At 65.5% G+C, this 10891-nt stretch carries 14 protein-coding genes; 7 read left to right on the forward strand and 7 right to left on the reverse strand.

Translation table 11 applies throughout. The features are described from left to right. Positions 1–10 precede the first annotated feature (10 nt). The 3 genes from OM960_RS15885 to OM960_RS15895 all read right to left on the reverse strand — a co-directional run bounded on the left by OM960_RS15885 (position 11) and on the right by OM960_RS15895 (position 1715). Positions 11–337, reverse strand: coding sequence for a hypothetical protein (locus tag OM960_RS15885; RefSeq protein ID WP_264772655.1), 327 nt, complete (start codon positions 335–337; stop codon positions 11–13). After that, complete coding sequence (locus OM960_RS15890) at positions 321–893, reverse strand: DUF6036 family nucleotidyltransferase (RefSeq protein ID WP_264772656.1); 573 nt, start codon at positions 891–893, stop codon at positions 321–323. The genes OM960_RS15885 and OM960_RS15890 overlap by 17 nt, the downstream gene beginning before the upstream one ends. Positions 894–992: 99 nt before the next feature. Beyond that, positions 993–1715, reverse strand: coding sequence for a hypothetical protein (locus tag OM960_RS15895; protein ID WP_264772657.1), 723 nt, complete (start codon positions 1713–1715; stop codon positions 993–995). A 175-nt stretch (positions 1716–1890) separates the two neighbouring features. Between OM960_RS15895 and OM960_RS15900 the strand changes: the two genes are divergently transcribed. The 7 genes from OM960_RS15900 (at position 1891) to OM960_RS15930 (ending at position 8755) form a co-directional block, all read left to right on the forward strand. After that, positions 1891–3687, forward strand: coding sequence for a phosphatidylinositol-specific phospholipase C domain-containing protein (locus tag OM960_RS15900; RefSeq protein WP_264772658.1), 1797 nt, complete (start codon positions 1891–1893; stop codon positions 3685–3687). Between the two features lie 87 nt (positions 3688–3774). Next, on the forward strand, positions 3775–4890 hold the full coding sequence (locus OM960_RS15905; protein WP_264772659.1) for a hypothetical protein: 1116 nt from the start codon (positions 3775–3777) through the stop codon (positions 4888–4890). A gap of 203 nt (positions 4891–5093) precedes the next feature. Then, the gene (locus tag OM960_RS15910; RefSeq protein WP_264772660.1) at positions 5094–6314 is read left to right on the forward strand and encodes an AAA family ATPase; all 1221 of its coding nucleotides are present in this window, start codon (positions 5094–5096) and stop codon (positions 6312–6314) included. Between the two features lie 8 nt (positions 6315–6322). Next, positions 6323–7078, forward strand: a complete 756-nt coding sequence (locus OM960_RS15915) for a hypothetical protein (RefSeq protein ID WP_264772661.1) — start codon at positions 6323–6325, stop codon at positions 7076–7078. A gap of 3 nt (positions 7079–7081) precedes the next feature. Beyond that, positions 7082–7561, forward strand: a complete 480-nt coding sequence (locus tag OM960_RS15920) for a hypothetical protein (protein ID WP_264772662.1) — start codon at positions 7082–7084, stop codon at positions 7559–7561. Continuing rightward, positions 7558–8007 carry a hypothetical protein gene (locus OM960_RS15925; protein WP_264772663.1) on the forward strand — a complete coding sequence of 150 codons (450 nt, stop codon included), beginning with the start codon at positions 7558–7560 and terminating at the stop codon, positions 8005–8007. Before OM960_RS15920 ends, OM960_RS15925 begins: the two co-directional genes overlap by 4 nt. A gap of 13 nt (positions 8008–8020) precedes the next feature. Next, entirely contained in the window at positions 8021–8755 is a 735-nt protein-coding gene (locus tag OM960_RS15930; protein ID WP_264772664.1) for a hypothetical protein, read from the forward strand. Between the two features lie 6 nt (positions 8756–8761). Here the strand turns inward: OM960_RS15930 and OM960_RS15935 are convergent, their stop codons facing one another. From OM960_RS15935 to OM960_RS15950, 4 genes are all read right to left on the reverse strand, one after another. Then, a complete protein-coding gene (locus OM960_RS15935) occupies positions 8762–9190 on the reverse strand; it encodes a hypothetical protein (protein ID WP_264772665.1) in 429 nt (142 codons plus the stop codon). Positions 9191–9273: 83 nt separating this feature from the next. After that, entirely contained in the window at positions 9274–10005 is a 732-nt protein-coding gene (locus tag OM960_RS15940) for a hypothetical protein (RefSeq protein ID WP_264772666.1), read from the reverse strand. A gap of 53 nt (positions 10006–10058) precedes the next feature. Further along, a complete protein-coding gene (locus tag OM960_RS15945; protein WP_264772667.1) occupies positions 10059–10262 on the reverse strand; it encodes a hypothetical protein in 204 nt (67 codons plus the stop codon). A gap of 57 nt (positions 10263–10319) precedes the next feature. Further along, positions 10320–10664, reverse strand: coding sequence for a YbjQ family protein (locus OM960_RS15950; protein WP_264772668.1), 345 nt, complete (start codon positions 10662–10664; stop codon positions 10320–10322). Positions 10665–10891 lie beyond the last annotated feature (227 nt).

Below are 10891 nucleotides of genomic sequence, written 5' to 3' on the forward strand. Positions count from 1 at the left end.
GCGCGATCCGCTACCGGGCGCCCGGCCGCTCGTCCGCGGCCGCGGGGCCGGCTGACGGCTGTAGTTCGATTCCGTGTCGCGCGAGCACCTCGCGGACACGCTCCGGGGTCATGTGCGTGAGGCCCTGGAGGTGATAGCGGGTAATCGCCTCCCGGAGTTGGCGGAACCGCGAAGGATCGGTGCGTGCGAGGTCCGGATCGGCATCTTTCCGGGCAATCTCAGCAATCCGGATGATCAGGGGCCAATCTTTCCGCCGCATTGCCTCGAAAACCCTGCTTCCGATGAGTGCCTCTTCCGCCTCGATGCGAAGCGTGCGTTCGCTACGGCTCGCAGTCATCATCGTCATCCTTCTCGTTGCCGCGGGATGCCATCGCGATCTCGACGAGCACCAGGTTCTCCGTGGCGGTTTCCCGGTTCTCCGCCTGAGGGATCTTTCCGATCGCCGCGGCGATCCTCTCGAGCGTCACGTCACTATTGGCCACCCACCAGCTGGTATCTTCGAGATCGGATACTGACGCCCGCGCGAGCTTCGTCGCGATGATCAGCTCCGGCGGCGGCAAGGTCACTGTCAGGTTCCCGAACCTGCCATACACCTCGGTCTCGAATTGTTTCGGAAGCATCGTGATGCCAGGCCGCATGATCTGAAGATACATCTGATCCGCTTCGACATGGCCCTTGGGGTCGAAGAGCAGCCCAGCCTCAAGGCATGCGTTCCTGAGATCGGAGATGTCGAAATCGGAGGTCGGGTACCAGACGTCGATATCGGGCGTTTGCCGGTCATCCTGGCCCGAGAGCATTCCGGCTCCGCTGCCGACGATCGTGATCCGCGCCGGATGCTCGAGCGCCCGCCCGATCGCGGCCAGGACCTCATGGAGTTTCTCCCGGTCGATCATTGGTGCTCCTTTTGTGCCAGAGTATCGAAGCTCCGACGTGCCGTCCACGCGGAGCAAGCATACCGCTGCGCCCGGTCTTGCCGCCAGCCGGCAGCCCGATCAGGGCTCCGGGTCCTGCGCTACATCTTCCCGCAGCCCGATCCGGTCGATAAAGCCCGGGCGGAGCTCGTCGAGATAGGCGATGGCCCGCGGGATGTCCTCCGCGTCGATCGCGGTGCGGTAGGGAAAGTTGAAGGCGTCGAGCCTGCGGAGATTGGCGTCGTCGACCAGCGGGTTCTCGGGGTCCAGGCCCGGATCCCCGGGGGTCGAGTTCTCGACCGCCTCGCTGAAATCCCAGCCCGCCCGGATCCCGGCCTCGATCTCGTCCTCGCCAACCCAGGCCATCCAGTCGCGCAGGTCGAGCTGGCCGACCGGCTTGCCCGAGCTGCCCCGCATCCGCGCGAGCACCGGCAGGCCGCCGATGTTCTCGGGGCGCACCCAGAGCGCGTCGGGACCGGGGTTGAGGTCGTGTTTCGCGATGTAATCCGAGCTCGCGGTGTCCGCGGGGTCGATATCCTCGGGATCGGCATGAACCCAGCCGCCCTGCGCCTTCCCGACGACCTTCGGCTTGGTCGCGGAGCGCAGGACCCAGCGGTCCTCGACCTCGGTGTTGACGATCCTTTCGGATCTGAAGATCGACCTGGCCTTTTGCGGATCGGCCTCGATCCGGTCCGCGAGCGCACGCAGCGCGGCCGCGGCCCTTTCCGGCGTCAGGTCGACGCCGGCCGCATCGATCAGGCCTTCGACGGGTACATGCATGGCGTAGTGGAGCTTGTAGCTCATCTTCGGGCATCCTTCTTGCGTGCGGGTCCGGCCGGCCTCTTATCAAGGCATCCTATATCCTCCGAAGGAAAACCGAAATTCTGATCGATCGGAGTGGATTCCTGAAAAAAAGATTGTTTTGCATTTTTCGCGGTCCATTTCCATGCGCACCATCCCCTGCGCGAAAGGACAATCCATGGGACAAGGCGGCTTCATCACGCTCGTCAACGGCACGAATGCCCCCTGGCTGCGGAGCAGCCAGAACTCCTACCAGATGAACAACTGGGATTTCCCCGAACTGATCCTGCCCTACTCCTCGGCGCGGATCTACGTCGAATGGAACCAGAACATCTTTCACACCCAGAAGGACGACAACGGCCAGGTCGTCTACGAGATGAAGGCGCCCGGCCTCGCCGCTCCGCGGACCCTGTCGATCGACGCCTCCGCCAATCCGTCCTTCAACATCAGCGCTGCGGCGAACTTCGCGACCCAGACCATGCAGCCGAACGCCGTGGTCAATCTCGGCTGGTCTCACAACGGAAACCTCACGCTCGTCCTGGCTGGTGACGCCGGCGGCTTCCCGTTCATGACCGGAGACAACGTCGGCGCCTGGATGTTGCGCAGTATCGACCGGATCGGCCAGAAGACGCTCGCCGAAATCGCCATCCCGGGCGCCCATGACGCCGGGATGAGCACGCTCGGCTCGCCGACTGCCTTCTCCCATTCGTGCAACACCCAGACCCAGACCCTGGATATCGCGGATCAGCTGCAGCAGGGCGTGCGCTATTTCGACATCCGCCCGGTGATCGGCGGCGGGGAATACTATACGGGCCACTATTCCCAGATCGACATCAAGGTCTATGACGGCTGGCAGGGCGCTCGCGGGCAGAAGATCTCCGACGTCGTCAGCCAGATCAACGAGTTCGCGCTGAACTCGAACGAGCTGATCATCGTCGACCTTTCGCACGCCTACGACACCGACGCCGGAAACGGCGGCTACACGGATTTCACGGCCGATCAGTGGAACGGGCTCCTGGCCGAGTTCAAGGGGATCCAGAACCTCTACACGAATTCCGCGCAGGGCCTTCCGGACTTCACGAAGATGACCATTTCGGGTCTCATTCCGATCGCCTCCCAGGTCATCGTCATCGTGCGCAGCGATCTCGCCGGGATCGACCTTGGCAACACCTTCTACCCCGGCTCGTGTCTCGCCACCTACAACGAGTATTCCGGCACCAACGATCTTGGCACGATGGTCTCGGACCAGCTTTCCAAGATGAAGGCGCAGAAAGGCGCGGGGGCCTATTTCCTCCTGTCCTGGACGCTGACGCAGAGCAATGCGGAGGCGCTCTGCTTCCTCGATCCGACCGGGAGCACCGACAGCATCCTCGATCTTGCCAGCGAGGCCAACCAGGCGCTCGCCCCCGACCTCGTCCCGGCCCTGACCGCGCAGGCCTTCCCGAACATCGTCTACGTGGATGACATCCAGGACTCGCTCCAGACCATGATGGCGCTCTACGTGAACGAGCTCCTGTCCGCGACGGCCGCCTACGCCTTCCAGAGCGCGGCCTTCCCTGCCGCCTATATCCGCATGGACGGCCAGGGCGTGACCGCGCCGGTGGGCGCCGGCGCCGGCACCGTCAATGCCCAGATCGATGCCGGACCTTGGGAGGAGTTTCACCTCGTGCCGCAGGGCGACGGGACCTTCGCCATCCAGTCCGCGGAGTGGGGGAACGTGTCAATCCGCCTCGACGGCTCGGTCGCGGGCGACCAGAAGACCGTCAACTGCCAGTTCGGCGTCGGCCCCTGGGAGGTGTTCCGCCTGAAGCCGGTCGGCGGCGAATACTTCGCCATCCAGTCCGTCGCCTTCCCGACGCTCTATCTCGCGCTCGACACCGAGGGGGCGACGAGCCCGAACGGATCCGGCGTCGGGATGGTCTACGGCACGACGGATCTCGGACCGAAGTCGCAGTTCAAGCTGGTCCTGTCCTGATCGATGAGCCCGGCCGCCAATCCTGGCGGCCGGGCTTTCAGCAAGGCGACGCGACCCGTTTTCTGGCTCGCGATCTCAATCACGTGTATGCTTGAAGATATCTACACGGACGCCGTCATGGAGGCTCGTGTCATGCTCAAGCGGTTAGGTTTCGCTTGCTTTCAGGTTTTTTGTTCGATTGCAGGCGTAGCGGCGGCACAGACGGATCGGTGCGCCGCCGCGTTGATCCAGGATCACGGAAAGCTGGACTTGCGGCAAACAAGTTCGCTTGCCCTTGCAGAGTTGTACCGACAATCCATAAGCAACGACAAGAACTGGGCTGCCGGCGTTACCGTGCCGATTGAGGGTGTCCCCCTCTCGGGAAGCGCCGAAAGCGCCGAAAGCACGCGGGAAAGCTTTTTCCGTCAATCCAGCCTGGACTGGTCGTTCGAGAGGGTTGAAAGTGTTGCGACGCAGACGCTCTCGGATAACGCGGTTGAAGCCTACCGGATCTGCAAGGACGGTGAGCACAGAACAGGCCCGCGGATACTTGCGTATCGGGCAACGCGCGAGGGAGTGACGGTCGAGATTCGCTGGATCTCTGGCGGAGGTGCGCCCACCCGAGAAACGGGCGCTTCAATCGTTGTGGAAGGCGGAACTGTCGATAATGCCTTCCCGACGACTTGGGAAACCGGAGATAGCCGAACCCGCTTTGTCAGGCGGGAGCCTGGGCGAGATATCCGCATCCGGGCCGATATAGGGCCGGGGACCGACTCGATATTCATTTCCCGGATGCCCGATCCGCCAGCAACCCGACCGGTTCTCGAGATGGCCGCATGTACTGGTCATGGCGATTTTGGCGGTTTCCGGTTCTGGGGGCCGCGGGGAGAGTGGTGCAATGGTCTACGCGACCCCAAGTGGGGCAGATATGACGCCGACCCAAGGGTTGTCACCCAGCTTGGGAGCTGTACTGGCCCGGGCGGCAGCGTCGAGGGTTTGACGTTCTGGGGCCCCGTCGGAGCGCCATGCTTGCTGCAGGATGGCGGGTGGGGGACATACCAGAATCCCGTAGACATATCTTCCAGCGGCATTGCCAGTTGCCCTGGAGGAGGAAAATACTTTTCCAAGCATTACCTTTGGGGCCCCGCTGGTAAGGCCTGTTTCGGACTTCCGGAGTGGGGCGCCTTCGACCAAGGCCGGGTCATTTCAAACGCCGAACGGTAATAGGCCGAGACATCTCGACACCGCCAGGATCAAGGTCGCTACCTGATGCGGAAACGTTGCCATCCCCCCCTTGCGCGATCGGGTTGGCGCAGCAACTCCGGCAAGACCCATTTTTTTCAAGGAGCCTCTTTCGGTCTTCGGTGAACTGGATTATCCTTTTTTCGCATTACCGCGATCCTCGCGGGCGATCCCCGGAGGATCCGATGACCTGGCTCGACCATATCCTCACCGGCCCGGCCGATCCGGACCGCCTCGCCCGGGACTTTCCCTGGGCGGCGGCGATGATCGGCTGCCCGCATGACCCGGTCTACCATTCGGAAGGCGATCCCTGGACCCACACGGCGATGGTCGCGGCAGAACTCGAGGCCGGCGATGGCTTCGCCGGCCTTCCCGAGGAGCGCCGCGAGATCCTGCGCCTCGCCGCCTGGTTCCACGACGTGGCCAAGCCGATGACGACCGAGATCGTCTGGGACGAGGAGCTGAAGCGCGAGCGCGTCCGCCAGCCCGGCCACGCGCCGCTCGGCGCGAAGATCGCCTGGCAGGCGCTCGTCGACGCGGGCTACGACCCGCTCCGCGCCCGCGAGATCCATTCGCTCGTCTTCTGGCATCAGCGGCCCACGCACATGATGGATCAGAACAACACGCTGAGCCGGGTGATCCGGTTCGGCCAGGAGGTGAACATCGCCTGCTGGGACGACCTCCTGCGGCTCTGCGCGGCCGACCAGGCCGGGCGTATCAGCCTTGCCAATGACGGCGCCGACCTCAACCTCGAGATCCTCCGGATGTGGATCGAGGAGGAGGCGAGAAATGCCGGCATGGACCTTCTCGGCGAGCCCTGGCGGTTCCCCTCGGCCGCGGCGCGCCATTCCTTCCTCCGTGGCTCGAACACCATGTCGCCCTTCGTCGCGCCGAAGGACCCGGCCGGATCGCGGATGATCCTGATGTCGGGTCTGCCGGGGGCTGGCAAGGACACCGCCATCGCGCGGCATTTCCCCGGTCTTCCCGTCGTCTCGCTCGACGATATCCGCGCCGATCTCGACATCGCGCCGACCGGCAACCAGGGCCGGGTGCTGCAGGCCGCCTTCGAGCAGGCGCGGGTGCATCTCAGGGCGAAGCAGGACTTCGTCTGGAACGCCACCTGCCTGTCGCGCTTCGCACGCCAGAAGATCACCGGGCTCGCGCGCGACTACGACGCGCGGATCGAGGCGGTCTCGCTCGACGTGCCGCTCACGCTCGCGAAGTCTCGCAATGCGCAGCGGTCCGAGCCGGTGCCAGACCGAGTCATCGAGAAGCTCGGGACGAAGCGCGAGGCGATCATGCCCGACGAGGTCCACGCGCTCTGGACGGCGGGGCCCGATCTCAATCTCCGTCCTGTCTTCGGCGAGCCGGTCATCGAGGCCGAGCCCTGCCCAATTCCCTCCTGAGGTCCGCCATGCCGATCATTGCGCAGCAACACGCCTGGAAGGACAGGGATCACGTGCCGAGCGCGGCCTGGCCCGAGGATTGCTATGTGCAATGGGGCGGCAACGGCGTGGTGCTGGAGCGGGAGGGAGGGGGTTACGACACCGCCTTCTTCGAGGCCTTCCCGAAAGCCGGCGGTTTCATCCGCGGCGAGGGCGAGACCATCGCCGCCGCCGAGGCGGCCGCGCTCGCGCAGTTTCGCCGCGAGAGCGGCTGCCAGCACCGCTGGTCGCGCAAGGACTACACCAACGGCGGGACGATCTGCCGCGACTGCGGCGGCTTCAAGATGACGATGAAACCAATCGTGTCGCTGGGCTCCTGGCGCGAGCCGCTCAATTCTCATGAATTGGACCGCGCGATCTCCGGAGATCTCGCGCCCTCCCCGGCCGACGATCTCAACACCCCCGGCCGTGCGCGGAGAAGCCGCCGGGCCTGGCTGCGCCTCCGCATGCACGGGTTCCTACTCCCGGAGATCCCGGCAGAGGCGGACCGCGACTGCGTCCTGAAGGAAAGCCCCCATGGACGCGCCTGCCGGGACATCATCTGCGAGAAGATCCACCAGGCGGGCGGGTTTGATGCGGCCCTGCCCCCGGAAGGCGCGGGCGCGATGAGCATGCTCTTCGGAGCGCTTTCGCGCCTCTCCCTCCAGAGCGCCTACAAGGCCTGGCAGCGCGACCGGGCGGCCGCCGAAGCCGACGACAATCAGACACCAACGATGGAGATCTGAACGATGGGACAAAGCCTTGTTCTCAGGCATGGCGCCATGTGCAAGACCGGCCAGTGCCAGATGGCCCTGCGGACCCACGACCTCTCGGGAGCCGACTATCAGCCGATCGTCCGGATGACGATCGAGCAGGGACTTTCGGTCGCCGCCGGAGTACCGTCGGTCCGCTGGCTCTTCCGGCCGCCGCTCTCGAACACCGAGATCAGGCCGATGCGGCTCGAAGCCGTCCTTCGCACCGACCCGGGCGCGGAGAAGGTGAACTGGATCCTAGAGGGGGTGAGCGACACCGGCCGGGAGCGCATCTGCCATATCGGCGACCGGGCGGTCCGCGAGCTCGAGAGCCACGGCGCACTCGCGAACACCCCTGACTGGGCGACCGCGGACCGCATCGAGAAACGCCTCCTGATCGAGGCGCTCAGGGCGGAGGCGGACCAGCTGGAGGCCGAGCTGACCGCGGCGGAACACGCGGAGACACCCCAGCCATGAGCGATCGTTTCGACCTGGCGGCCGCGGCCGTCGAGGCGACCTATGCCGGCCCGGCCTTGCCTGAATACGCCGAAGGCCTCGCCCAGATCCGGCATGCCTGCCTGCACGTGATCAGTCGGCTCCGATCACGCGACGTTCCGAAGGGGACGTTCTTCGGCATCGGAGAGCTGTTTGTCGGCCTCGGGACCGAGATCCCGATCGAGCGCGCGGTCGCCGCGCTCACCTTCCTGAGCGCCTGCCCTGGCGCGCTCCTGGTTCCGGTGGGTTATATCGAGGAGGAAGGTCGGCGGATCCGCATCCCCGCGGACCACCTCGTGGATGCCATCAACGGCAGGCCGGTGCCGCATCCGGTGACCGGCGTGCCGTTGGAGGCCTCGGCGCGGCGGATCCATCTCGGCTACGGCCTCGACGCCCCCGATACCCACTCGCCGATCCCCGAGCTTTAGAAAGACCCACCGGATGCCCAAGGTCGCCGATCATCACAGGTGGAAGGACAAGGATCATGTTCCGAGCAACGCCTGGCCCGAGGACTGCTACGTGCAATGGGGCAGCCGCGGCGCGGTCCTGCGCCGGGAGGGCGGCGGCTACCGCACCGCATTCTTCGAGGCCTTCCCGAAAGCGGGCGGCTTCATCCGCGGCGAGGGTGAGACGATCGCCGCGGCCGAGGAGAAGGCCTTCGCGACATTCCGCCGCGAAAGCGCCTGCGCCCATGCCTGGTCGCGCAAGGACTACACCAATGGCGGCACGATCTGCCGGACCTGCGGCGCCTTCCGGACGACGATGAAGCCCGTCGTGAAACTCGGCCATACCCGCCGGCCGCTGGAGGCCTGGGAGATCGAGACGGCGATGGATGGCGGCCTTGCCCCCTCCCCGCTGGCGCGGTTCAACACGCCAGGGGACAGGCAGAACAACCGCAAGATCTGGCTGCGCTTCCGGCTCCACGGCATCCGGCTTTCGGAGATCCCGGCCGAGCCCGAAAACACCGACGCCTTCGAGGAAAGCCCTTACGGCCGGTCCTGCCGGGACGTGATCTGCCGCCACATCGCGGAGGCGGGCGGACCCGACGCGATCTTCGAGGCGGCAGGGCAAGGCGGCATGGCCGGGCTCTTCGATGCCCTGTCACGGCGCGGGGTCGAGCGGGAATACGCGTCCTGGCTTGCGGAGCAGGCGGGCGCGGAGGATCCCGCGCCCTGAGTGGGGTCAGGGTTCGGGCGTGTCGGTGTCCGGAGCGGCCTTGTTCCGGGCGGTCTCCGAAATCCTGACTTCCGGGCGAGTTCGGCCCATGCGGAAGAAAATCGTGAAGGGATCCGGCAGGTCGCCCATGGCGTCGATCATCGCCTGCTGGTGCGGGTAGAGCTTCGGCCCGGCGCGGCGCGCAGGATCGCGGGCCTCGCACTGGGCGCGAAGCGCGCCCTCCGTCGGGCATTCAGGATCGAAGGCGACCTCGACGCCTTTCGGAACGACATAGCCTGTGGCGACGGCCATCAGCGCGACGACGGCCCGACCCTGTTCGAGCGCGTCGAGAAGATCGGGGATCTGCTGGCCGCTCGTGACCGCGAGGGCGTCCCGCTCTCGCGCCAAGCGCCGTACGGTTTCCGCCTCGGCGGCAAATGTAAGGGTGACGGCCATCAGGAACTCCTGGGATGATAGTGCCCGGGCATCATTGCATTTGACGGCGAAAACCGAAAGGCCGGGTCCTCGCCGGCGCATCTTCAGGGCTGCGGCGCCTCGCTGTCGCAGCTCGCGCCAGCATCCTCCTCCGTCGGCGCCAGGGTGATGTGCGGAGGATAGCGGACATCTCCCATGGCGAGCAGCGACACGATATTTGCCTGGATGAGCATCCTCTGGTGGTCGCTCGCCTTCTCCCAGATGTCCGGATCGAACCGGTCTGCGCCCATGATCTCGGTGAGCCGCAGCCGCAGCTGCGCACGGCTGTCCGCCGGCGTAAGGCCGATGGCCTGCCCAAACGGGCGCTGCGCGGCCGAGATCGCCTCGACGATCTCGGCGGGGATCGGGATCTCGTAGCCGTGAAGTTCGAAGATCCGATCGCGCGCCCTGGTGTCCCGGGCGACCGACTGGTTGTCGAGGATCGTGGCCCAGATGCCGATGAGCATCGAACGGCCCGCCGCCTGCGCCTCGGCCTCGGTCGGCAACGGCGCGCGGACCGGGGTGCCGAGAACGTTCGCGACGCCCGGCGGCAACCCCTTCAGGGTCACGTCGGCATACCATTGCCGCTCCCCGCGCCGATAGACGATGAGCGCGTCGAGATTGCGCTCCGTGAGCTCCGCCATGAGGCCCTGGCCAACCCCTGAACGGGGAGCCATCCTCGACGCATCCGCCGGTGTCTCGCGTCGCTGCTTCATCACCTCCGCCTTGATGCGTGGCGCAAGCTCCTTCATCAGCCGACGGCCTCGGCGGCGCTCCTCGTCGGTGTAGTTCGTCATCGCATCTTTCCTTTTTCGAAGGGGCGCTCCATGGCAGCCATCGTGGCGCGGCCTCAGAACAGGCGGCGCCATTCTTCTGGCTGCGGCCTGGCCCGCTGATATGTCGTGCCGCCCTCATCCTCGTCCCAGTAGAACCATCCGGGAGAAACCGCGCCATCGTCGTAGGCGACACAGGCCTCTACACCGCCGCAGACGCCAACGATCGGCGTTCCATCGACGGGGGCTTCCGAAATGGGCTTGTAGGTATGTCTTGGCATGTTTGCGGTGCCTTCCTGCTGAGACCAAAAAATGAACGGCTTTCTTGCCTGATCCGGCTACCGCAGGCGCACCGCCGTGCCATAAGCCACCATCTCGGCCGTGGCGGCCGCGATGGTCGAACTCTGAAAGCGCATCGCGACGATGGCGTCGGCCCCGAGGATCCTGGCCTCCTGGACCATCCGGCTGATCGCGGCGCGGCGCGTATCCTGCAGAAGGCGCGAATACTCCACCATCTCTCCGCCGAGAATCTGGCGCAGCGAGGCGACGATGTCCCAGCCGATGTGACGTCCGCGCACCGCCGATCCTTGCACAAGGCCGAGCACCTCCGCGATCTGGCGCCCGGCTGGCACCTCGGAGGTGATGATCAGGACGGGGCGCACGCCCTCTGACTTGTGAAGCATACTCTTGTCCTCGCTCCTCGGCTGATCCAGGCACGCAGTCGGAAGCTTATCTCAGAAATGCGAAATTGTCTTTCTATATTTTATCGTTTCGGCTAACCTGACCTCGTGGCGTCATCAAAACGCCCGGGAGACCCCGTCCTTCAGGTCGGGGAGGGATAGGGCCAGGAAACATACCGATCGCCGCCCCGCGGCGATGCCGTATCCGTCGCGTTGACACTATGCGAATA

It is taken from the genome of Defluviimonas salinarum, assembly GCF_026013545.1.
GTDB classification, from domain to species: Bacteria; Pseudomonadota; Alphaproteobacteria; order Rhodobacterales; family Rhodobacteraceae; genus Albidovulum; species Albidovulum salinarum.